General features: G+C 61.4%; 23 protein-coding genes. 7 read left to right on the top strand and 16 right to left on the bottom strand.

The annotated features are described in order from the left end of the window. Positions 1–43: 43 nt before the first annotated feature. Positions 44–1,141 (top strand): site-specific integrase, encoded by a 1,098-nt coding sequence (locus BM244_RS21200; protein ID WP_093400904.1) that lies wholly within the window; start codon positions 44–46, stop codon positions 1,139–1,141. Positions 1,142–1,236: 95 nt separating this feature from the next. Here the strand turns inward: BM244_RS21200 and BM244_RS22905 are convergent, their stop codons facing one another. The 4 genes from BM244_RS22905 to BM244_RS23325 all read right to left on the bottom strand — a co-directional run bounded on the left by BM244_RS22905 (position 1,237) and on the right by BM244_RS23325 (position 2,647). Beyond that, positions 1,237–1,716: a hypothetical protein gene (locus BM244_RS22905; protein WP_139227056.1), complete on the bottom strand. Its 480-nt coding sequence runs from the start codon at positions 1,714–1,716 to the stop codon at positions 1,237–1,239. Between the two features lie 47 nt (positions 1,717–1,763). Beyond that, entirely contained in the window at positions 1,764–1,994 is a 231-nt protein-coding gene (locus BM244_RS22900) for a hypothetical protein (RefSeq protein ID WP_139227054.1), read from the bottom strand. Beyond that, on the bottom strand, positions 1,991–2,188 hold the full coding sequence (locus BM244_RS21195; RefSeq protein ID WP_093400903.1) for a hypothetical protein: 198 nt from the start codon (positions 2,186–2,188) through the stop codon (positions 1,991–1,993). Before BM244_RS21195 ends, BM244_RS22900 begins: the two co-directional genes overlap by 4 nt. Positions 2,189–2,284: 96 nt before the next feature. Next, entirely contained in the window at positions 2,285–2,647 is a 363-nt protein-coding gene (locus tag BM244_RS23325) for an FKBP-type peptidyl-prolyl cis-trans isomerase (RefSeq protein ID WP_302847312.1), read from the bottom strand. Positions 2,648–3,042: 395 nt separating this feature from the next. Here BM244_RS23325 and BM244_RS21185 point away from each other — a divergent pair, with 395 nt between their 5' ends. Further along, positions 3,043–3,228 carry a hypothetical protein gene (locus BM244_RS21185; RefSeq protein WP_093400901.1) on the top strand — a complete coding sequence of 62 codons (186 nt, stop codon included), beginning with the start codon at positions 3,043–3,045 and terminating at the stop codon, positions 3,226–3,228. Positions 3,229–3,308: 80 nt separating this feature from the next. On the opposite strand, the gene BM244_RS21180 is transcribed toward BM244_RS21185, so the two are convergent. The 4 genes from BM244_RS21180 to BM244_RS21165 are packed head-to-tail and all read right to left on the bottom strand — an operon-like array spanning position 3,309 to position 4,915. Further along, a complete protein-coding gene (locus tag BM244_RS21180) occupies positions 3,309–3,599 on the bottom strand; it encodes a DUF1488 family protein (protein ID WP_093400900.1) in 291 nt (96 codons plus the stop codon). Positions 3,600–3,604: 5 nt separating this feature from the next. Next, positions 3,605–3,892 (bottom strand): hypothetical protein, encoded by a 288-nt coding sequence (locus BM244_RS21175; RefSeq protein WP_093400899.1) that lies wholly within the window; start codon positions 3,890–3,892, stop codon positions 3,605–3,607. 28 nt (positions 3,893–3,920) lie between these two features. Beyond that, positions 3,921–4,628: an SOS response-associated peptidase gene (locus BM244_RS21170; RefSeq protein WP_254784711.1), complete on the bottom strand. Its 708-nt coding sequence runs from the start codon at positions 4,626–4,628 to the stop codon at positions 3,921–3,923. Between the two features lie 17 nt (positions 4,629–4,645). Continuing rightward, positions 4,646–4,915, bottom strand: a complete 270-nt coding sequence (locus tag BM244_RS21165) for an HU family DNA-binding protein (protein WP_093400897.1) — start codon at positions 4,913–4,915, stop codon at positions 4,646–4,648. Positions 4,916–4,956: 41 nt separating this feature from the next. Between BM244_RS21165 and BM244_RS23320 the strand changes: the two genes are divergently transcribed. Further along, on the top strand, positions 4,957–5,133 hold the full coding sequence (locus tag BM244_RS23320; protein WP_175518351.1) for a hypothetical protein: 177 nt from the start codon (positions 4,957–4,959) through the stop codon (positions 5,131–5,133). Here the strand turns inward: BM244_RS23320 and BM244_RS21160 are convergent. Beyond that, positions 5,130–5,576 carry a hypothetical protein gene (locus BM244_RS21160; RefSeq protein ID WP_093400896.1) on the bottom strand — a complete coding sequence of 149 codons (447 nt, stop codon included), beginning with the start codon at positions 5,574–5,576 and terminating at the stop codon, positions 5,130–5,132. The genes BM244_RS23320 and BM244_RS21160 overlap by 4 nt on opposite strands. Positions 5,577–5,772: 196 nt before the next feature. Between BM244_RS21160 and BM244_RS21155 the strand changes: the two genes are divergently transcribed. Genes BM244_RS21155 through BM244_RS21140 form a run of 4 tightly spaced genes read left to right on the top strand, consistent with a single transcriptional unit; the run spans position 5,773 to position 11,784 of the window. Continuing rightward, complete coding sequence (locus tag BM244_RS21155) at positions 5,773–6,534, top strand: ImuA family protein (RefSeq protein ID WP_175518355.1); 762 nt, start codon at positions 5,773–5,775, stop codon at positions 6,532–6,534. Next, a complete protein-coding gene (locus tag BM244_RS21150) occupies positions 6,449–8,233 on the top strand; it encodes a Y-family DNA polymerase (RefSeq protein ID WP_368086099.1) in 1,785 nt (594 codons plus the stop codon). The genes BM244_RS21155 and BM244_RS21150 overlap by 86 nt, the downstream gene beginning before the upstream one ends. Further along, the gene (locus tag BM244_RS21145) at positions 8,230–11,493 is read left to right on the top strand and encodes an error-prone DNA polymerase (RefSeq protein ID WP_093400895.1); all 3,264 of its coding nucleotides are present in this window, start codon (positions 8,230–8,232) and stop codon (positions 11,491–11,493) included. Before BM244_RS21150 ends, BM244_RS21145 begins: the two co-directional genes overlap by 4 nt. A 33-nt stretch (positions 11,494–11,526) precedes the next feature. After that, positions 11,527–11,784, top strand: a complete 258-nt coding sequence (locus BM244_RS21140) for a hypothetical protein (RefSeq protein ID WP_254784709.1) — start codon at positions 11,527–11,529, stop codon at positions 11,782–11,784. A 607-nt stretch (positions 11,785–12,391) separates the two neighbouring features. Here BM244_RS21140 and BM244_RS21135 read toward each other — a convergent pair. From BM244_RS21135 to trbC, 7 genes are all read right to left on the bottom strand, one after another. Next, positions 12,392–12,727, bottom strand: coding sequence for a hypothetical protein (locus BM244_RS21135; protein WP_254784708.1), 336 nt, complete (start codon positions 12,725–12,727; stop codon positions 12,392–12,394). 277 nt (positions 12,728–13,004) lie between these two features. Next, the gene (locus tag BM244_RS21125) at positions 13,005–15,776 is read right to left on the bottom strand and encodes a conjugal transfer protein TraG N-terminal domain-containing protein (protein ID WP_093400892.1); all 2,772 of its coding nucleotides are present in this window, start codon (positions 15,774–15,776) and stop codon (positions 13,005–13,007) included. A 15-nt stretch (positions 15,777–15,791) separates the two neighbouring features. Then, positions 15,792–17,186, bottom strand: coding sequence for a conjugal transfer protein TraH (locus tag BM244_RS21120; protein ID WP_254784729.1), 1,395 nt, complete (start codon positions 17,184–17,186; stop codon positions 15,792–15,794). A gap of 68 nt (positions 17,187–17,254) precedes the next feature. Continuing rightward, positions 17,255–18,181, bottom strand: a complete 927-nt coding sequence (locus BM244_RS21115) for a conjugal transfer protein TraF (RefSeq protein WP_254784706.1) — start codon at positions 18,179–18,181, stop codon at positions 17,255–17,257. Next, on the bottom strand, positions 18,162–18,512 hold the full coding sequence (locus BM244_RS21110) for a hypothetical protein (RefSeq protein ID WP_093400891.1): 351 nt from the start codon (positions 18,510–18,512) through the stop codon (positions 18,162–18,164). Before BM244_RS21110 ends, BM244_RS21115 begins: the two co-directional genes overlap by 20 nt. A gap of 34 nt (positions 18,513–18,546) precedes the next feature. Next, the gene (locus tag BM244_RS21105) at positions 18,547–20,340 is read right to left on the bottom strand and encodes a conjugal transfer protein TraN (protein WP_093400890.1); all 1,794 of its coding nucleotides are present in this window, start codon (positions 20,338–20,340) and stop codon (positions 18,547–18,549) included. Further along, a complete protein-coding gene (gene trbC / locus BM244_RS21100; RefSeq protein WP_093400889.1) occupies positions 20,341–21,081 on the bottom strand; it encodes a type-F conjugative transfer system pilin assembly protein TrbC in 741 nt (246 codons plus the stop codon). Between the last annotated feature and the right edge of the window lie 4 nt (positions 21,082–21,085).

The following is a 21,085-nucleotide window of genomic DNA, read 5'->3' as shown; positions in this document are numbered from 1 at the left end:
GTACCCAACCGGTGCCGCAAAACTTGGCCTCTGAGCTATTTCGATGATCGAGCGAACCGACGTGTCACATGATGCCGAAACTGACATGAGCCCGGCCGGCGACCTCGTCGTGGCCGATCAAGTCAGCGCGCTCGCCGCATACCTACCCGATCTCGCACCGGATGATCGCGAGCGGGTCGATGGCTATGTCGCTCGCGCGTCGGCGGAAGCGACGCTGCGCGCCTACCAATCCGACTGGCGGCTCTTTTGCGCCTGGTGCGAGGAAAGCGGATATCAATCGCTGCCCGCGACGCCGGCGATCGTCGCGGCCTTCCTGACCCTACTGGCCGAACGCGGGTTCGTACCACGGACGCCGCATCGAGCGCGGGGAGGGCGCGAAGCTTTGGTCAAGCCGTTAGGGCGTTCAACGATCGGTCGACGGCTATCGGCAATCGTCTTTGCGCACCGCGCGGCGGGGTTCGATCCGCCGACGCAACAGCCAGACGGCGCGCGGCTGGAAAAAGCCATGCGTGCCATCCGCCGCGACAAGCGCGACGATCCGTCGGGTAAGAAGCGCCCCGCAGACGGCGACGTGTTGCGTGATATGTTGCGGACGATCGATGGCGAAGATCTGCGGTCGTATCGTGATAGGGCCTTGTTGGCGATCGGGATGGCCGGGGCCTTTCGTCGCTCCGAGTTGGTGGCGATTACCGTCGGTCGGGTGTCGGACGATACGCGCGGCCTGCTGGTCCGCGTGCCGACGTCGAAGACCGACCAGGAGGGCAGGGGGCATAGCGTCGCCATTCCCGATGGCCGGCGCCTCGAGCCGGTACGGCATTATCGTGCTTGGCTTGCGAAAGCCGCGATCGACAGCGGTCCGGTGTTTCGAAAGCTGACCCCGCAAGGGCGGCTCACCGAGCAGCCGATGAGCGCGCAGGGTGTGGCGCTTGTCGTGAAAGCCGCTGCCTCATCCGCGGGCTATCCGGAGGCCTTATTCTCCGGTCACTCGTTGCGGGCTGGGTTCCTGACGGAGGCGGGGCGACAAAATGCCAATCTGTTCAAGATGCGCGAGCATAGCCGGCATGCCTCGATCGACATGGTGGCAGAGTATGTGCGCGATCATGAGCGCTTCCGCGAACATGCCGGCGAGGGTTTTTTATGAGTGCCTCCGCCATGTGGACATTGCGGGAGAGCGATGAGCATATCGCGCTTTCCACGATACCACTGCAGATCCCTCTCCTTGAGATTTTTTGGCGTTCAACCGGTGAGTACGACGTCTTCTCGTATAGCGTTTAAATGACGTTGAAGGTCGTTCATGGCTTCGATGGCAGTTTCGTCAAGCGCGGCGCCTAGTCGAGGCGAGACAATGATCGTGCCAAATCTATCGCAGAGACAGTAAATGTCCATCGGTAGATCCGATAACGACTGTAGTCGTTCGATACGCCCCCCTGACGCGCATAACGCCGCTTGGAAAAGCGCATAGTGTTTGTAATAAATATGATCGGCTTGCTCGATGCTAAACGCGCTCAGCGCTTCGGCTGTCGCGTCACCAGCATAATCCAAAATTTCTAGGAAATGGTTTGTAATGGAACGGCGCCGCTGGCCGTCGGCCGTTGCCAGACTGAACTCCGCTTTCCGAGCACGAACGTGTGCGCCGCGCAGCAGCGTAAGCGCTATTACAAACACACCTAAGTTTGCAAAGGCCGAAGCCCACTGTGGGAGGCTCCCCAAATTCATCGCTACGCTCCCTTGTTATCAAGCCGCTTCATAGCGGTCCTCGACAATTAGCATAGCGCCACGCCCCGGAAGGTCGTATCGTTGACTATGATCTTGGCTAACCCCGGACCAACAATAGTGTTTACCTTGCCGAGTGCCGTTTCGATGGCATCGCCAGGGAAATTGATTTCGACCACATGTGAATTTGGCACCGGCTGGTCGTCTGCGTCGATAACCATAGGCAAGGGCGTAAGCTTTACCCGATAGATCGCCGACTCCGTCTGGTTACGTGCGGTCACAAGCTGATATTCCGTTTCGCCATTTCGGCAGACGCCATTTCCTTCAACGTCGTTACCGTCTCGCCCGAGAAAATATCCGCCAGATCGAGGAGGTCCTTGTCCTTAAGTGCAGCAACCGCGGCTTCGATCTCAGCGAGACGATCGACAGCGCGGTCACCTACGGCAGCACGCCGCTTGATCCGTGATTTGAGCATCCATAATCGATAGCAGGATCAACGGAGGAGTGGCAGGGTTATCAGCCATCTCGGTCAAGGGGCTTGGAATCGGAATTCTAGCGGCAGCCGACCTGACTATGGCTGTGGGACGGCATCCTTCTGTGCAGGCGCTTCTGCCGCTTGCGGCCTAGTCATGCTCTCGACCTGCGCTGTCGTTTTAAAGTCCAGGAGCTCGACCTGAAACACAAGATCGGAGTTGGCGGGGATCGGGCCTGACGCTTGCGACCCATAGGCCATCGCCGCAGGAATACAGAACCGTGCAACGCCATTCTTGGCTAGCATCTGCAATCCTTGAGAGAAGCCCGCGATCACGCCGTTAACCGGCAATGGGGACCGCATCCCTTGATCGAACACTGCCCCGGTCGTTGCCAGATAGCCGATGTAGTTCACTAGCGAGACATCGCCTTGGGTGGGCTTCGCGCCAGATCCAGGGCGCATCATCGTATATCCCAACCCGGTAGGCGTGCGTGCCGAACACAGACGCTGCCCCTTTGGCACTATGGGGGTCAAAGGTAGTGCGATGATGGCACTGCTTGCCTTCCTCGGCGCAGGTACTGAACCGCGCGGCTTGCCTTTTTGAAGCGCCGCCCCGCTGACAGGTAACGGCGCCGCCAGCAACGGCAGGACAACGGCGATAACGAGACGGTGCAAAGCACGTGGGGATAAGCTCATTTCCGGGGCTATATCCAGGCCACGGACGACGCGCCACCGGTTCCATCCCGATATCATCGTGCGCGTATTGGCGAGTGATTACCGGCAGGTACCGGGTATCGTCCGCCGGTTCGCAACTCAGCGGTTTGTTGGATCGTTTGATGTAATCAAGGAGAGCAACAATGGCGATTACCCCGCAAGATGAAGAACCTGGTTTTGAAACCGACGTCAACGAACTTTCGGACGGCAATAACGAGCCGGAAGATACGCTCGAGGATAAACCAATCGCTGACGAACAGAATCCAAACGATCTGGAGGAAGCGCAGAAGGAAGGAGCCGAGGAGCGAGAAGATGGCGGCTTATACTGAATAGGTATATGAAGGACGTGGGCCCGGAGCGTAACCCATTCCGGGCTATTGATCTGCCGGATTGTAGACGTGCCTCGGCGCTAAAGCGCTACATCTGCAGTCGTCAGCAGGATCGGTGGCTCACCACCTAGGCGTTTCACAAATTCGCGCTGGGCGATGCGGTGAATGTCGCTTTCGAACTCGATGAAGACCTCGACCGCAGTTTCCGGATCAATTCCTTCCAGCTCCGGGTTCAGCATCTCGGCCAACGCTTCGCTGGTAATCAGAAAGTCGACGGGACCAAAATCGGTCGTGCCGGTAAAGCCGATGCTATCACGCTCGGCCACCCAATATCCGTCACCGCGCTCGAACCGGACGCTGGATTTCACCATCGTAATTACTCCTTTTCGGTTGGAGTGGGCGGCAGGTGTTCGGCGAGCGCTGCGATAGCTTCGCCAGTGAACGTCGTACTCGAAACCCCTTCGATCTGAACGGCATGATCCGTGGTCAAGGTTGCCGCTTCTTTATGTTCAGGGTCCAGCCTGACCCAATCCCGCACGGCTCGCTCAAGGTTCGTCACCTCTGCAATATCGGTTTCACCACGGGGCACGTTTTCCAACGACGCACTCATCCGCCAGTTGATATCCGGAGTCTTGGCGCTTTCGCTCCATGTCGCTTCTGTCATTGTCAGTCACCTTTTCGGGGTTCAACGGCTAGAATAGCACAGGCGATCGGGCATTGTCCGCGTCCGCCGTGACCAAGCCTTCAACCCGCATCAGCTGCGAGGGGTAGGGGGCAACCAAGTCCTTCAGATCGTCCCAGGGGGCGGTCAGCCAACGGTCGGAATCCTCGTCGTGTAGGATGACCGGCATGGCCTTGGGGTGGATGGGCGCCACGATCGTGTTCGGCTCCGTCGTCAGGAAGCCGTAGGCGTTGGCGCGCTCGGTCGGACGCCAGATCCCGGCGAAAGCGAAGACCGGACGGCTGGGCACGTCAAACCAATGCAACGGCTTCTTGCCGTCTTCGCCAGGCGCCAACCCGTATTCCGAGAAGGCGGTGACCGGGACGAGGCAGCGCCGCGCCGGTGTCGTCAGCATCGATCGCCAGAAGCTGGAGTTCAGGTTGCGCACGTTTGTCACGTACTTGGTAAGCTTAACCGAGGGGTCGCGAGCGCTGGGCACCTGCGTCGGTACACCCCATTCCATCCGCTCGAGCTTGCGCTCGGTGCCGTCCTGCACGATCACCTTGCCGTAGAACGGGGTCTTCTTGCCCGTCGGGAAGATGTCACCGACGGGGTATTCCTCGTCCTTTTCATAAGGAGGTCGGATACCGAAGGTGACCGCAAGGTCGACTTCCTTTGCCGTCATACGATACCGGTTGCACACGAAGCCTATCCCTTGGGTTGGCGCCGACGAGATCACTCGCCGGCGCACACGTCTTACATCTTGTCTTTCAGCCCCTTGGCGGCCGTGAACGCAACCTTCTTGGAAGCCGCAATCGTGATCGCCTCACCAGTCCCGGGATTACGGCCTTCGCGCTCCGGACGGTCCTTGACCGTGAACTTGCCGAACCCCGGAATCGAAACCTCCTCGCCATTCACGGCAGCTACCGCGATCTGGTCGAACACGGCGGTGATCGCCTTCTTTGCATCGGCTTCGTTCGATCCGGTCGCCTCCGCGACGCCCTTGGCCAAGTCACTTACGTTCATGATATTCGTTCTCCATTGGAAACACCGGCGGGACCTTAGCCATGGCGAACGACGAGACAAAGACCGTACTGGACGACACGAGCGTCTCGGCGGTGCGGCTGATCCTGGATAAGCTCGCTGATCACGATGTCGCCGAAGTCTATGAGGCGACCGCAGGGCGGGGGCCGATCGCCGATCTAGCGGCCGAAGCGATGCGCGCTCGAAATATCGATATCTAGCGGCCAGCAATGCGTTCGCGCGTGACGCGGGGATCTTCGTAAAGATCGCGGATCGCCCGGAGCCGAAAGACATTCCACCAGCGCTGCCAGCGGTGCTCGGCCGCATCGTGGATCATGTGGCAACGCTGACAGAGTGCTTTGAGATTCGAAGACGCGCTGTTGCCCGGATCATGATCGAGGTGCGCGCAGGCCAGGACGACATAGGTCACCCGGACCGATGCCAGCACGAACCCGCCTCTCATCGAGATACGTTTGCCCCGGTCCGACCGCCAGCACCGGACATCGGCATCCCACCAGCGTCCGTTGCCGAGATGGACCACACGGCGCAGATGCGGCCGGCCACATCCCTCGCACTTGGCCCCGGCGCGATCGAACCGAACCGCCTGCGACAGTTGCCGCCAGTCGATCGGGTAGAGCCAGCGGTTCTCGGGGCGGATCGGCATTATGATTCTATGAGTCACCCAATGGGCAAACGAAAGCGAATAATTCGCCGTTTGTTGCCGCTTCGTATTTTTTTCGTTCCCCTTCGTACGCCGAGGGGAAAGTCGGGCCACCTGCCCGGATCGGGATGATCAAAGCGCTTGCAATGTAGGACTTGGTAACGGAACATAAAGAGAACGAGTAGAGTCTTAGACCATGATGTCCCCCGCCCCCGAGTCCCTTGCAACCAGTCTTGCCCACCTGCGGACGATCGCCACGCCGGTCACCGACTACCGCGTGCTGCCGTTCGGCGTGGCTGCGATCGACAGCAAACTTGGGGCTGGGGGTTTACGTGCCGGCGCGCTTCACGAGGCGACGGCGCGTAGCGGATCACTGGTGGATGATGCGGCAACCACGCTGTTCCTTGCCGGTATTGCGGCGCGCGAGGCCACCAATGCCAGCGGCCCTGTTTTGTGGGCCACGTGCCGCACCGACCTCTACGCACCTGCTTTGGCTCAGGCAGGTCTCTCCTCGTCCGATGTAATCTATGCTCAACCCTATGATGACGCGGCATTGCTCGCCGTAATCGAGGACGCAGTTCGCGACGGGACGCCGTCGGCAATCATCGCGGAAGCCAGCAAGGTGTCGATGGTTGCAACCCGCCGCCTGCAGTTGGTGGCGGCAGAAGCCGATATGCCGGTGCTGTTGCTGCGTCGCCGAAGTGGCGGTGACCAAGATCCTTTCTCGGAACCATCCGCCGCGTGGACACGCTGGCGGATTGGCTCCGCGCCTTCGGCGCGGCTGGAGGTCGCGGGTGTAGGACGCGCGAGATGGATGGTCGAACTGGCGCGGCAACGCGGCGGTGAGGGCTTTTCCCTTATACTGGAGGGCAGCGATGAGACGGGTCGTCTCGCTGTTCCTGCCGAACTTGGCCATCGAGCGGCTAAGACGGTTGGAACGGCCCGATACGCGGCCGCCTGAGCGGCCCGCCTTGCAACTGCCGGTCGACGACGACCCGGGTGCCTGTTCGGTGCCGCGGGGCGGCGGTTGGCGGCCTGGTGCCAGGTGGGCGCGGACCAGCGCGCAGTCGCGAGAAGAGGTCGAGGCGCAGATCGCGTTGCTTCCCGTCCACGCGCAGCCGCCAATGCGAGAGCTCGGGCGGCGATCGGAAGCGGCAAGCCACCCGTACAAGGCTCAGGCGCCTGCGTTGCGGGTCGTCACGCCCGTAATGATACCAGTCCAGCACGCGCCGCTCGCTCTCGTTGGCAAGGTCGGCCGACGGGAGGAGATCGTGGCTGCCTGCACCGGCGCGCAGGCGCTCGGCATTCATTCTGGCATGGCCGCCACTCATGCACGCGCGCTTGTCTCCGATCTCGACTTTCGTCCGGTCGAGCCGGAAGCTGATGCCGCGCTCCTTGATCGCCTTGCGCTGCTGGCAGTCCGTCGCTGGTCGCCGATCGCTGCTGTCACACCGGCTGATGGTCTCTGGATTGATCTCGCTGGCTGCGATCACCTCCATGGCGGAGAAGAGCGGTTCTGCCGTCGTCTGCTCGCCTTTTGCCGTCGTGCAGGCTTTACCGCGCGCGTCGCGGTTGCCGACACGCCGGGGGCGGCCCACGCGCTGGCCCGTTTCGGCAAAGCCGATCTTACTTGCGTCGAGCCGCACGGCACGGTCGACGCTCTCAGCCCGTTGCCGATCGCCGCGTTGCGCCTGACATCCACGGCGTTGACCGCCGCGCGCAAATTCGGTTTCGAGCGGATCGCGGATCTCCTGCCGGTCGCGCGAGGACCCCTCGCGCGCCGTCTCGGACTGCCGACCATCACACGCCTCGATCAGGCCCTTGGCGGTGTCGCAGAGCCTATCACGCCACGGGAGGACATCGAGGTTCCGGCGGTCGAACGACGGCTACTGGAGCCGATCAGCACGGCCGAGGCGATCGAACAGGTCATGGGTGACCTCTTAGGCGATCTTGTCGTGCTGCTGCAGACGAAAGGCGTTGGTGCGCGCTCCCTCCGCCTGACGGGAATGCGCGTCGATGGCACCGAGCAAATCGTGGCTGTTGGCACATCCCGGCCGACACGGGAGGTCTCTCACCTCCTGCGGCTGCTGAAACTGCGGATCGAACGCATCGATCCCGGCATGGGGCTTGAGCAGTTTCAAATGGTGGCACCGCACACGGAGCCGCTCGACGCCGTTGATCTCGGCGCCGCCCTCGCCGGCGAGACGCTGGTGCGCGACCCGGCGCGCTTGGTCGACCTGATCGCAGGAAGAATTGGGATGCACTCGGTCTTCCGCATCGCTCCCGTCGAAAGCCATGTCCCGGAGCGGGCCGTGGTCAAATCCGATCCCAACGAGCTGCCGGGAACATGGCCAGAGTGGAAGCGGCCGATCCGTCTCTTCGCGCATCCAGAGCCACTGCATCGCGTGATCGCCCTGATGCCCGACCAACCTCCGCGGCGCTTTGAGTGGCGCGGCGCGACGTACAAGGTGGTTGGCGGCGACGGTCCCGAACGCGTTCATGGCGAATGGTGGCGGCGCGATGCGGAGGTATGGGCGGTCCGCGACTATTACCGCGTCGAGGACGAGACTGGCGGTCGCTACTGGGTATTCCGGCGTGGCGACGGTTTTGAGGATGACACCGGCGACCTGTCCTGGTGGATGCACGGGGTCTTCGGATGACCCATTATGTCGAGCTTCAGGTGCTTACGCACTTCTCGCTGCTGCGCGGCGCGTCCAGTCCGGACGAACTGTTCGCGGCCGCTGCCGTGCTTGGCTACCCGGCAATCGGCGTCAGCGACATTGGCACGGTCGCCGGCGTTGTGCGCGCATGGGAGGCGCAGAAAGCCACTGGCGTCCGCTCGATTGCCGGCACGCGCGTCGATCTATCATGCGGCCAGCGCTTGCTGCTTTACCCGACGGATCGGCCGGCCTGGTCGCGGATCACCCGATTGCTGACCGTCGGCAAGAAGCGGGCGGGCAAGGGCGGTTGTCTGCTGCACTGGCACGATCTGGAACCATGGTCTGAAGGCGTCGTCGCCATTCTGCTTCCGCATGAGGCAGACGAAGAGAACCTAGCTGCGCTAAAGGACCTCAAGGCGATCTACGGGCGTCGGGGCTACATGGCGCTGTTCCAACGGCGCCGGCCAGGCGATGCGGTCCGCATCGATGCGCTGGCCCGACAGGCTGGCGGAGCGGCAGTGCGAGCGGTCGTAACTGGCGACGTGCTCTACCATTCGCCTGAAGCACGGCTGCTGCAGGACGTAGTCACGGCGGTGCGCGAGAAATGCACCGTCGAGGAGCTTGGCTATCGCCGCGAGGTGAACGCCGACCGCGCGCTGAAATCGCCCGACGAGATGGTCAGGCGCTTCCGCGCCTATCCCGACGCACTACAGGCGAGCGTCGATATCGCACGGATCTGCACCTTCAATCTCGGCGAGCTTCAGTATCAGTACCCGCATGAGAAGCTAATCGATGGTCTGACGGCACAGGAAGCGCTCCAGAAGCTGGCCACAGAAGCGGTCGAGCGCATGTTCGATGGCGATGTGCCACAGGCCTATACCGATCAGATCGCCCATGAGATCCGCCTGATCGGCGAGCTTGGCTATGCGCCGTACTTCCTCACCGTTTACGCGATCGTGCGGGAAGCCCGTCGGCGCGGGATCCTGTGTCAGGGGCGGGGATCGGCTGCCAACTCGTGCGTCTGTTTCGTGCTTGGCGTGACCTCGATCGATCCGATCAAGCATGAACTGCTATTTGAGCGGTTCGTGTCGGGGGAGCGGCGTGAGCCGCCCGACATCGACGTCGACTTCGAGCATGAGCGTCGCGAAGAGATCATTCAGTGGATCTACGAGACCTACGGGCGCAACCACTCCGCGCTGACGGCCGTCGTGACGCGCTACCGCGCGCGGGGTGCGGTGCGTGACGTCGGCAAGGTGCTTGGTCTGCCGGAGGATCTCACCTCGTCACTGGCGGGGCTTGTCTGGGGCTGGTCGGCCGACGGCGTCGGCGAGAAGCAAGTCGAGGAACTCAACCTCGATATTGGCGATCGCCGGCTGCGCCTGACGTTGGAATTGGCGCGCAAGCTGATCGGCGTGCCGCGGCACATGAGCCAGCACCCGGGCGGGTTCGTCCTCACCCATGATCGTCTTGATGATCTCGTTCCGATCGAGCCAGCCGCGATGGAAGACCGGCAGATCATCGAATGGGACAAGGACGACATCGATGCGCTGAAATTCATGAAGGTCGACGTCTTGGGCCTAGGCATGCTCGGTTGCATGAACCGCGCCTTCAACATGCTCGAGGCGGACAAGGGGCTGCGTGTAGGGCTGGCGGACCTGCAAGATGACGATCCGGACGTCTACGCCATGATCTCGAAGGCGGACACGCTCGGGACCTTCCAGATCGAAAGCCGCGCGCAGATGAGCATGCTGCCGCGCATGAAACCCCGGCGTTTCTACGACCTCGTGATCCAGGTGGCGATCGTGCGGCCGGGACCGATCCAGGGCGACATGGTCCACCCGTATTTACGCCGGCGCGAAGGGCTGGAGAAGCCGGAATACCCCCGGCCGGAGCTGCGCGCCGTCCTTGAAAAAACGCTCGGTGTCCCGCTGTTTCAGGAACAAGCCATGAAGGTGGCGATTGTCGGAGCCGGCTTCACCGCAGCCGAGGCGGACCAGCTGCGTCGCGCAATGGCGACCTTCAAATTCACGGGGGGCGTCTCTCATTTCAGTGAGAAGCTGATCGAGGGGATGGTCGAGCGCGGCTATCCCAGAAAGTTCGCCGAGCGCACCTTCCGCCAGCTCGAGGGCTTCGGATCATACGGCTTCCCTGAGAGCCATGCCGCGAGCTTCGCCAAGATCTCTTACGCCTCGTCGTGGATGAAGCATCATCATCCCGACGTGTTCTGTGCGGCGCTGATGAACGCGCAGCCGATGGGCTTCTACGCGCCGGCGCAGATCGTCCGCGACGCTCGCGACCACGGCGTCGAGGTGCGGCCTCCTTGCGTCAACGCCAGTCGCTGGGATTGCACGCTGGAGAAGACAGGCGGGCGCTACCTTGCCGTGCGGCTCGGCCTTCGCCAAATCCGCGGCCTCTCGAACGCTGATGGCGCGAAGATCGTTGGCGCGCGTACGATCACACCCTTCGAGAGCGTCGAGGACGTCTGGCGACGGTCTGGCGTGCAGCGCGCCGCGATCGAAAAGCTGGCTGACGGCGATGCCTTCCACGGCTTCAGCGTCGATCGTCGGCAAGGACTTTGGAAGGTGAGGGGGCTCGGCGAGGCTCCGCTACCGCTTTTCGCGGCAGCTGATCGATCGGCCGAGACCTTCAGTGCGGAAGGCCTCGAGCCAGACGTCGCACTGCGGCCGTTGACCGACGGCCGAGAGGTGATCGAGGATTACCGGGCGCTCCAGCTCTCGCTTCGCGCGCATCCGCTGACGTTCTTGCGCGACGAGTTGACTAGGCGCGGCGTCACCAAATGCGCCGATCTCGCTAACATCCGGGATGGCCGATACGTCGAGGTCGCCGGCATTGTCCTGGTCCGTCAGAAGCCTGGCTCCGCCAAGGGCGTGCTGTTCATCACGATCGAGGACGAAACGGGCATCGCTAATGGCATCCTCTGGCCCGATCGTTTCGAGGCACAACGTCGAACGATCATGTCGGCGTCGATGGTCGGCATGAAGGGGCAGGTCCAGAAGGAAGGCGAGATCATCCATGTGATCTGCAGCCGGATCGTCGACCACGGCGACCTCCTCCACCGCGTTGGCGACATGTCGTTTCCGCACCGGACTGGGCGCGGCGATGCCGCGCAACATCCCGGCTCGCCCGACCGTGGCGACAAGGGATGGAATCCTGAACCACGCAACCAATACTGGCCGCCCCACGCAGACGGCATGGACCCGGAGGAGGTCATGCGGTTCAAGTCGCATGACTTCCATTGATCGGTGTCGAATTTGCCGAGGCATCAGCGTGTCGTGATCGCGCTGTCCGTGCATATTTTGCGTACCGGCGTCACTCGGTGTGCCGAGGTCCGCGTTGATGTGCCGGAGATCCGCCTCGCTCTTCGTTGTCTGCTGCCGCATTGCCCCGAGAAATGGCCGCTTACACTGTTTTGGGACGCAGCGGCGCAGGACAACGAAATTGGCCGGGCTCAGGGCGTCACTGCTGCGTTCAACGGGATCATTCGCCAGCTTCGTCGGGCCGGCTGCTACGAGGAAGTCACGCCGCCATGACCCGCGATATGAAACAGGCGGGACAAAAAGGATGAGACTGTCTCACTCTCTTTGTCAGAATCTCACTCACTTTGTCGGTTGCCAATGCCAGCGCTGAACCAGTCGAAGTTCACCAGTCTTGTTGAATGGGCGTCAGCGCGCGAGGATATGCGAATTACGTGCCCGTGCGGTCGGACGATCAACCTTCCAGCTGTCAAAATTATCGCGCGCTTTCGGTCAGATGGCCCAATATCCCAAGCGATTACTCGCTTGCGTTGCACGACCTGCAGGCGCCGCGGGCACGCAACGGTCACGCCTGTTCCAGTCCTTAGACTTTAGTCTAAGCTGGAAGCGATGGCTGAGGACAAACCAACTACGGTGGGCGAAATGCAGGATCTACTCGCCCACCTGCTCGCAGGGGCTGTTGGCAAAACCGACACGTACTGGAAAAACCTGATCGGCCCCGTCATTGCGCTGCCGATCGTGATTCATCCCAGGTCAAACTGGAGGATCGATCCAAGGGGTAGACCAGCGGAGATCGAGGCGATCGATAAAGCTGCGGCAGTGGTCCGCGCGGCTCATCCATATGTCCCATCGCCCCGAACAAACGACGTGTTGAAGGGAGAGGTCAGCCTTTCGGGATTAAGACGAGGACGGCAGCGAGCGACATGACAAATAGCGAAAGCCAGATCGCGATCTGACCGAAGATGTGGAGGACGAGGCCTATCCAGGAATAGCGTCGGCGAAGCAGGACAGTGCTTCCAACCGCAACGAAGAACGCAATCGTCGTTGGCGTAGTAATCGACGGCGAACGAGATAGCGAAGCCTCGGCAATGGGCATGAGGCCAATAGCCATAATCAGCATCCACGAAAAGCCGAAGATGAGAGCCTCCGATAAGTCGTCGAGCGCCGGCGGGCGGTGCTGGGTGACCATGAAATGCCTATGCTGATGCGTTGCCAACATGTTCGTTTCCCTCTATCTTGTGTGGCGAGGTACGCCATGCAAATTGATCCAAACCAGCCCATTATGTTTGATAACGATGCCATGCCCGGCATCGGGCGGGGGTACTGGCAGGCTAATCAGTGGGCTCGGATCAACGACGACGACGGGACCGCACAATTTGGCTCTGTTGAAAGCGAAAAGTCCTCGCCACGCATGGTTAGAGCCATGCAGATTGCGGTTTTCTCGGCCGCGATAGGACTCTTCGCCGTAGGCGGAATCTTGGCATCTTTCTCATAAATCATTTTTTTGGTGCTCCAGGCGGCGCCTGAGCGAAGTCAGATTTAGAGACACCACTGAGCCGCATCTGATCATCTTTGAGCTCTCCGGCACCGGCGATAATAGCGGCACGTTCTGGTGACGTGTCTGGACGACCGACAGACACTGCATGAGCGCCGCCTATCTGGCCTCCACCTGAGTAACGCGCCAGGACGGATGACTCAGGGGCCACCGCAGGTACGGTCATGTCCGATAGCGCGGGGTTTGAGAGTGCCGACTGAATATCCCGCTCGATGACGTCGGATCGTTGAGCCGCCCACTTTCCGATAGCGGTGTTACGAGCAATCTCTTGAGTGGGGGACAGATTGGTCTGCCATAGCGCAGGGAGCATATTGCCGCCCGGGCTGGCTTCATTCTGCTTATCATACCACCGGGTAAGATCATTGCGAAGGTCAGTGGTGAGGTTGAATCCGTTGCTTTCTGCGAAGCTGGCGTGTTGCTCTAGAGATTGTGACAGTTCGCGGTAATGTCGAGCCTGCTCGTTATACGAGTTAATCTTTGTCTGGGACTCCTCGATGGCGCGAGTTCGTGACTCACTCTGCTCGGAGCGTGCGGTGCGGCCCTCTTGGTAGAAAGTACCGTCTTGGACAGAGGTGCCTGCGCCGACCGTTCGATCAGAGGAAAGCCCGCCAGTCACAGCCGTTGTCTTATCGTGACTCTGGTTTGTGCCATTCGTAACGCTTGTCGTATCCGCGTTTGTTAGTGACCTATTGTAGCCACCGGTAGCGTCGATTTTCGCCGATACACCAGCGCCGTTACCCCCGGCGCCGACACCCGCCCTGGCATTAGCGCCCACGCCGACTCCGATCCCGCCGGACCACACGCCAGCATCGGTCCTCGTCTTGCCATCAGTGTTCTGTAGCGAAGTCCCAGTACCGGACGCCTCGCGCAACTCGATGCCACCGCGTTGCTGGACATTGCTACGGTCAGACTGATCAAATGAGCTCCCACCCCGAACGCCCGAGCTTGAATCAAAGCCCGTTGAATTAGTGCTCCCCCAGGTATGGCCGTTGCGAAGGGCTTCGAGATGCTGAGTCTCATTTCTGCTCGCTTGTTCGAACCCATCAGCGATACGTGCTGCAGTCGTGGCTTGCCGGCTCTCCGTTGCCATAGCGGACTGCACGACTGACGTACTGAAAGGCAAATTCGAGATCGCCTTGCTAGTGTCATAGACGTTGAAGCCATCACCATTGTTCGTGGTGGTCGCTCCATTGCCGTGCCGGAAGCTAGACGCCATGCCGCCCGTTGAGAAGGATGGCGCGTCCGACCATTGGTTGCTCTGTCGCATGTTCGAGGTCGAGTTTGCGAAGCTGGTATTGCCGTAGCTGTAATTACCAGTGGTCTGCTCAGCTGCCGCAGCTTCGGCCGCGTTCTGCGCAGGCGAGAGGATCGACGTTGCCTGCCCGGAAATGCTCATGGCCCCCTTGGCAAGCCCAGCCGCGAGGAAAGGCACGGACATCAGCATGAAGCCGGCGATCGTCGCAGTCTCGGCGTTGACCGCGCCAATGCCGGCATACGTCCCCAGTGACATCCCGCCTTCCGCGACGCCCTGCGCGGCGCTGGTCGCCCGCATCATGCAGATCATGTGGAGGATTACGTACAGAGGTCCCCAGGCAGCGAGGTAGAAGAACCCGGTCAGATATCCCTTGAGGGCGCCGACCCCGGTCTGCGGCATCAGGAACAGCGGGAAAATGACCGGGAACATCGCGTAGAAGACTACTGTCAGGACGATGTTCAGGATCGGCACCCAGCTCATCGCCTGCTGCGCGATCGAGTTGTACGTGTTGCGCGCCTGGATATCAGCCCGCGTCGTCGCGAACGTGTCAATCGAGGCCGCGCCCGGACCACCGGCCATGCCGTCACGCGCCTGCATGAACGCATTGATCGCCGTATTCTGCCGAACGATGTTTTCGTAGCCGGCGCTGGACGCCGTGAACGCCTGATTGACGATCGGAACATCGGCCCGCAGCTTCGCGGAGGCGACGGCGGTCGAGAGCTTTGGATAGGTTTCCTTGGCCCAGAGCGATGTCTGGGCGTCGATCATGGTATGCCAAAGACCATCAAGCATGCCGTAGGCCTGCCGGCAGCTGACGATGCTGCTGGACGTTGTCGCGCCGGAGCGCTCTATCCAAGGTTGGGACCGCGCAGCAGAGCCGGGCCCCATCGTCGCCCAGAGGTCTTTCGCGGAGGCAAGATCGGTCATCGACTTCTGACCGAGCATGACGTCGCCGAAGACGCAGTTCTTGAAATGCGACGACAGGTTGGTCGCAAACTCGGCGTCGCGGATCTGAAAATTGCGCGTCGCATCGAGCAGACGGGCACCATAGACCATGCCGTTCGACGAATAGCTAAGCTGGCTCGGCATCGTGAAAACGGTTTCGGCCGTCCGGGTCAGCCAGTCACCGACCTGACTGGTAAAGCTGGCGATTACCCCCAAGCCGAGGGGTACGTTGTCGACAACGGCGGGAGCCAGTGACGGGTTGATCCGGTCCGTCACCTTAACCGTGACGGTCGGGACCATAAGGCACGTGTAGATGAGCGATGAGCCAAGGAACCAGTTGAGCCAGACGCGCACGTTCATGGTGAAAGCGACGGCAAGAAGCGAGTAGATCAGGCCAAGGACCATCACCACCTGCAGGAGGGAACGGTAGCCGCCTCCGCCTGTCCAAGCTGCTACCGCGTTGAAGGTGTTGACGATGTATTCGCCACCGCCAATCGTGAAGACCTCAACCATGCTCCGTCACCCGTCCTAGTTGAGGCCTTGAGCACTCAGGCCCCGCGAGAAATTCAGCGATGCAGACATCGCCGGCGACATGCTGTTCTGAAGGGTGGATTCGAGCATCACCGACTTATTGATGAGCGCGATCGTCTGGTTCAGCGTGTCCTTCAGCTTGACGTCACGCTGAGCGTAGCGCGTGCGCGCCTGGGCAAGCTGTTCGCGCCACATCTGGCCCATTTCGGCGTCGGCCGGCTGAACCTGAATGGTCGACTGGGTGATGCGGTCGAGCATGTTCTCGATCATCGACGAGAGCAGGTTGACCGAGACGATCTCGGCAAGCGCGCTGGTCTCGCCGTCGGCGAAATTCTGGTGCGCCATCGCCTGGACCGCCAGCATCTTGTAGAGTGGCAGTGTTGTCATGTTGAGAAGCTGCTGCTCGGCTGCATCGAGAGCTGCATCGGTGCGGATCTTCGAGTTGATCGAGTCGATCATACCCTTGATCTTCGACCGCAGCCCCGGCCCCGCCTGCAGAGTCTGCTCGGTCATGTTGAGGCATGCTTCTGCCTCGTCGCAATGAAGGATCTTGACTGGCGTGCCCGTCGCGGTGCCGTCGAGGAGAGCGGTGACGACTGCATCCTCGGCCGGGCCCACGAAGCCGACGATCGCTCCGGCCGGGGCCTTCGGATTGATGACGATCGTACCGACAAGCGTCATGAGATATTCCGAAAATTGCTGATCGGTGCTCCCGAACTTGTTCGACTTCTTGATCGCATCCCAGGTGTAATTCCGCGGGCTACCGGGGATCTTGTCGGCCATCGCCGGATCGGTGTTGCCCTCGAGGGTGGCGTCCTGTTCGCCACCCGCGCCGCAGCCCTGCCGCGATCGCGCCCAGTCGGAGAATTTGCCCTGGCTGTTGCCGACCGCCGCGCAGATCGTCGAACGCGCCCCCGCCATTTTCGGCCATACCGAGCCGACCAGACCCTGTGCTGCCTCGCACGAAGATATGTTCATCTGGTTCATCTGCTGCGCCTTGTTGGCCATGGTATCCATGACCTTGCCGATCTCGGGCGAGACGCTGTCGATCGCGAGCTGAAAAGCGAAGCCGAGCGCATTGTTGGCAGTCGCCTTCAGCATCGCGACCATCTCAGCGCCGTTGATGAACGAGAAGGAGCCGGTGAACAGGTCGATGCCTCCACAGCCCGCGGACACCTTGGGCATCTGGAGGTTGAAGGGCTGTACGCTCTTTTGCGGGAAGCGGGTCCAGACGTTGCCCATCGAATAATAGCCGGCCGTCTGTCCCTGATAGGCGCTCGGCCCAGTGACATTGGCGGCACCTCCGGCATCCTGGAAGAACCTGTTCATCTGGCCAGCTACATCGGCGCGTGCCATCCCGACCGGGATCATGCTGGCAGCACCCAGGCTCATGGCAACCGCGGCGGTCCGGCGAAGAATGGCGCGGAAGGGTGAAGGGCTAGGAGAGGGGGTGTTCGCCATCAGAAGTCGCTCCCGACCTTGGCGTTGGTGAGCATGAAGATCCGTTCCATGACCTCGTCGGCCGACATGACCCCAAACCCGATAGGCACGGTCTTGCGGGTCACGGTGTCGAACAGGACCAGCGCCGGCGTAGCGAGCGGCACGCCCATGCGCTGACGCTGTCCGCTATCGACGACGTAGTTGGGAAACTGCCGGCTTGGTCCACCATCCGTCGAAACTGCCATGACGGTGATCCGGTGGCTGTCGGCGACCGAGCGAAGGATCGGCGAAAAGACCTCGCACGCCGCACAGGACTGCGCGAAGAAATAGAACATGCCGTAGCGCTGACCGAGCTGCGACAGGACCTGGTTGCGGGTCGCCGAGCGGTTATCGGTCCATGCCCGCTTGGCGACGGTCGAGACCGGCCGCTGCAGCGTGTAGTCGATGTCCGGGTTCTGCCAGAGCGCACGCTGCCAGGTATCGGAGAAGGTCGACGCGCGATCGAGCTGTTCGCGTTGATAACGGACGTAGGCGATGACGTTCGCTTCCGTCGGCTCGAGGATGGCGCGTGCCTTCAGTTCGTCAAGCTGCTTGGTGATCGCCTTCAGCTGCGCCGTGGACGACTGCTGCCGCTGTGGGGACGCTTGTGGGGCGGACGGCTTAGCCTTGGGCTTCTCGCAGTAGAACCACTGGCCGAGTTTCCGTTCGCCACAATAGAAGTCGCCGGCCTGCTGCTGTTCCGCGGCGTCAGACGTACGGTCAAATTCGGGCTCGACCACGGCGCTGGTCGCCTGCGCATCTTCGTCACCGATCGCGTCAGCCATTGCCGCACTCTGCAGGTCGACGGATTGCGCGAGTGCCGGCGTCGCCACGGGCGCCGTTGCTGCAAGCAGCATTAGAATGGCGGCGGTCAGCCGGCCGGCAGGTTTAGTCTTGATCGTCGTCATCATCATGCTCCCCGTCGAGCTCAATCATTGCGAGTTTGAGAACTGACATCATCGCGGCGACGTCGAGCATCCGGGTGCCCTGATCGAGCATCCGGACGATGCCGCGAAGATGGCTGCGGCCATGCTTTCGCCCCATGATCGTTGCGCGCATCCCGGTCTCGCGGCGAACCAGCCAGCCCTTGTTCGCCATGCGCGGAAAGGCCTGCTCGACCTCGAGCGGATCGATCGCGCACTGAAACCAGTGCGAGATGGTCTGCGCGACCTCGCCTGCGGACGTGCCCCGGCCAGACCGATGAATGCGAAGGAAAATGGCAAGATCGAGCACCGACATGTCGATCGAACATGGCCCCCCCGGAGCCGTCACATCATTTGCTCCCGTGAAGGTCATAGTACCCCTGAATTTTGGTTTGAATGTCGGCCATCACGGAGACCTCGCTGGGCAGCTTTGCTGCGTCCATGAACTCCGCATAGACTTCGGAAAAATCCATCTGGCTCAGGTCGAGGCGCTGAAACTCCTCGATCGTGAAGCCCTTGCAGGTCTCGTCCTTGGGCTTGGCCCAAGCTTTGCCGATCTGCTGACGGCCCTGCTCCTGGAGGATGCGCGAGAGCTTGCTCCCGAAGCAGCAATACGCATCCTTCGACGTGACGCAGACGCCCAGGACCTTGTCCGAACAATAGGACCCGACCTTGTGGCAAAGACCCTTGTCGTCCTTCTCATCGAACTGCTTTTCGGCCGAACTGCACAGCCATGGCGTCAGGAGCGGTACGCCGCTGCCCGAACAGCAATTCGAGGCACCGAAGATCTTCTTGGAACAGGTGCCACGCTCGCCGGAGAACACGGTCAGGTTCGCTGGGTCGAACTGCTTGCCAGCGTCGCCGATCGAGTGAAGCGCGACCAGCGCATCCTTGAACTCCGTCGAGGCCTCGCGCTCGATCATCTCGCAGCTGCCGTTGAGGCAATAAACGTCGCCGCCACAGACATATTGCTTGTCTGTCGGCGCCTTATCGTCGGGCAGCGGGCAGCTATAGACGCGCTGCGACACCTTGCAGGCGCCGCTTTGCGGCTCGTCGAGACACTCGTCGCGGAGGAATTTGCACCGCTTGTTTTCGTCGAGCGAGCTGCAATCGCTGGCCGGCGTGAGACGCTGACAGGTGAAGGAACGCGACCATGCCCAGCATGCCTGCGTGACCGGCACGCCTTCGATGATGCGGGTTTCAGGGCCTTCGGTGCAGACCTCTGTCGCTTGCGGGACACACGTCGTGCCGGCCGCCAGCGCAGGGCAGGTGCCTTCGTTGCGGGCGACGGTAACGCTAAGCGTCCCTTCCTTTTTCAGATAGACAGTCCCGGTAGCAAAATTCTGATGGTACGGGATTTCGGAGGCCGCGATCTCGGAAGAGCACGAGTAGAGCTGCGCGGTCGCGTTGAGGTTCCGTTTGCAGTATTTGCGGTAGTCCTCGACGTTGCCTCCGCCTGCGCCAAGTTCGATCTGTGCGTCGCAGATATGCTTTGAGACGGGTTCAGCTCGACAGATACCGGATGCGGCCTTGGCCTGCATGACCGTAGTCCGGGCAAAGCCGTTCCCTTCGTTTTTGTCAGGCGCACCATAGTAGAACCAGCGAGCGGTGTTGATGACGGTCGGTACGAGGTTCCCGCGGCAGGCCTCGACCGTGTCGGTGACCTTAGAACCCTTATTGCAGGTGGCCTCATAATACCCCTTTGAGCCTACCGACGGCGGAAGGGCAGTGCATGTTCCTTCGGCACCGCCAAGGCTCTGACCGCCCAGATAGGTGTCAGGGTCCTTCTCGATCGCGGTGCCGCGCGAAGTCGCCGCCAGGATTTCGGCATTGCTGAAGGTCGCACGCGTGCGTGCGCGATCGGTCACGGTGCCGAACGCCTCGTCGGTGCCAGCTTTCGAGCCACCATCGACCACCAGGCGGTCGGGATCGTCAAAATAGACCTTCTCTGCCAGATCGGTGCCGCCATATCCCGGCAGTTGCGCGAGCTTGGCATCGTTCGGACCAAGGCTTTCGTCAGCACGCATCGACTTTCCGAGATCAGCGCCCTGCTTGCGTGCTTCCTCGATCGTCGTCTGTGCGACGACGCCGCTAGTGGCGCCTGCGAGGACGGCCAGTAGCAAAGAGAAAGTGACGCGCTTCACTCAGACGCCCTTGCTGAGATTACGCAATGCGACGGAGGCCACCCCGGCACCGGGGCCGTGCGCCGCGACGAAGGTATCGAGCACATAGCGAACCGAGACGTTGCCCGTGATCTTGTCGTGCGTCGGCACCGAGGTGGTGCAATTCAGCCCAGAGCAGAGATCGAAGTCGGTCGAGACGGCGACATAGGTCGGGACCGCCTCGACGTTGAATGCACGAAAGAGCCGGGGATCGATCCCGACATTGGACAGCTGATCCTTGTCGGTGACGACCTTACCCAGCATGGCGCTGAAGGCCTTCATCGAGTTGTTGGGGAAGCCCCGGAAGACCACCACACCGCCCGCCTTAGCCGTGTCGGCAATGAGCTGACGAAGGGCTGCTGGCGGCATCGACAGGCTCGCAAAGGCGATGAACTGCGGCGCATCGCCCTTGGTGCCGGCGACGTTCTGGCTGGCCCCCTTGATGATCTCGTCGAAGTCGAACGCACCGTCCCCGTTCACTGGCAGATCCGCTTTCGCGAGCGCGATGAGGTTGGTGCTGCTTTTTGCCTGAATGGCGACGGCCTCTTCGCGGAAGGCATCGCCGCGGTTGCGGACGTGCTCGGCGAAAATGTCGGCGTCACCCTGCATGGCGGCCGAGCGCCGCTTGATCGCCTCGAGATCGAGCCCGTCGACGGTCTGTGCGATCGCCTGAATGCCGGCGAGCCCGGCGATTGCAGCAATAACGATGGTGATGCGGCGCATGATT

This window comes from Sphingomonas sp. OK281 (assembly GCF_900115295.1).
GTDB lineage: Bacteria > Pseudomonadota > Alphaproteobacteria > Sphingomonadales > Sphingomonadaceae > Sphingomonas.
This window is presented reverse-complemented; position numbering and strand designations above follow the sequence as displayed.

What these genes read in the sequence shown, in the direction of transcription:
- BM244_RS21200 (WP_093400904.1), top strand. Translation starts at nt 44, where the DNA reads ATGATCGAGCGAACCGACGTGTCACATGATGCCGAAACTGACATGAGC.
- BM244_RS22905 (WP_139227056.1), bottom strand. Translation starts at nt 1,716, where the DNA reads ATGAATTTGGGGAGCCTCCCACAGTGGGCTTCGGCCTTTGCAAACTTA.
- BM244_RS21195 (WP_093400903.1), bottom strand. Translation starts at nt 2,188, where the DNA reads ATGCTCAAATCACGGATCAAGCGGCGTGCTGCCGTAGGTGACCGCGCT.
- BM244_RS23325 (WP_302847312.1), bottom strand. Translation starts at nt 2,647, where the DNA reads ATGCGCCCTGGATCTGGCGCGAAGCCCACCCAAGGCGATGTCTCGCTA.
- BM244_RS21185 (WP_093400901.1), top strand. Translation starts at nt 3,043, where the DNA reads ATGGCGATTACCCCGCAAGATGAAGAACCTGGTTTTGAAACCGACGTC.
- BM244_RS21180 (WP_093400900.1), bottom strand. Translation starts at nt 3,599, where the DNA reads ATGGTGAAATCCAGCGTCCGGTTCGAGCGCGGTGACGGATATTGGGTG.
- BM244_RS21175 (WP_093400899.1), bottom strand. Translation starts at nt 3,892, where the DNA reads ATGACAGAAGCGACATGGAGCGAAAGCGCCAAGACTCCGGATATCAAC.
- BM244_RS21165 (WP_093400897.1), bottom strand. Translation starts at nt 4,915, where the DNA reads ATGAACGTAAGTGACTTGGCCAAGGGCGTCGCGGAGGCGACCGGATCG.
- BM244_RS23320 (WP_175518351.1), top strand. Translation starts at nt 4,957, where the DNA reads ATGGCGAACGACGAGACAAAGACCGTACTGGACGACACGAGCGTCTCG.
- BM244_RS21160 (WP_093400896.1), bottom strand. Translation starts at nt 5,576, where the DNA reads ATGCCGATCCGCCCCGAGAACCGCTGGCTCTACCCGATCGACTGGCGG.
- BM244_RS21155 (WP_175518355.1), top strand. Translation starts at nt 5,773, where the DNA reads ATGTCCCCCGCCCCCGAGTCCCTTGCAACCAGTCTTGCCCACCTGCGG.
- BM244_RS21150 (WP_368086099.1), top strand. Translation starts at nt 6,449, where the DNA reads ATGAGACGGGTCGTCTCGCTGTTCCTGCCGAACTTGGCCATCGAGCGG.
- BM244_RS21145 (WP_093400895.1), top strand. Translation starts at nt 8,230, where the DNA reads ATGACCCATTATGTCGAGCTTCAGGTGCTTACGCACTTCTCGCTGCTG.
- BM244_RS21135 (WP_254784708.1), bottom strand. Translation starts at nt 12,727, where the DNA reads ATGTTGGCAACGCATCAGCATAGGCATTTCATGGTCACCCAGCACCGC.
- BM244_RS21125 (WP_093400892.1), bottom strand. Translation starts at nt 15,776, where the DNA reads ATGGTTGAGGTCTTCACGATTGGCGGTGGCGAATACATCGTCAACACC.
- BM244_RS21120 (WP_254784729.1), bottom strand. Translation starts at nt 17,186, where the DNA reads ATGAGCCTGGGTGCTGCCAGCATGATCCCGGTCGGGATGGCACGCGCC.
- BM244_RS21115 (WP_254784706.1), bottom strand. Translation starts at nt 18,181, where the DNA reads ATGACGACGATCAAGACTAAACCTGCCGGCCGGCTGACCGCCGCCATT.
- BM244_RS21110 (WP_093400891.1), bottom strand. Translation starts at nt 18,512, where the DNA reads ATGTCGGTGCTCGATCTTGCCATTTTCCTTCGCATTCATCGGTCTGGC.
- trbC (WP_093400889.1), bottom strand. Translation starts at nt 21,081, where the DNA reads ATGCGCCGCATCACCATCGTTATTGCTGCAATCGCCGGGCTCGCCGGC.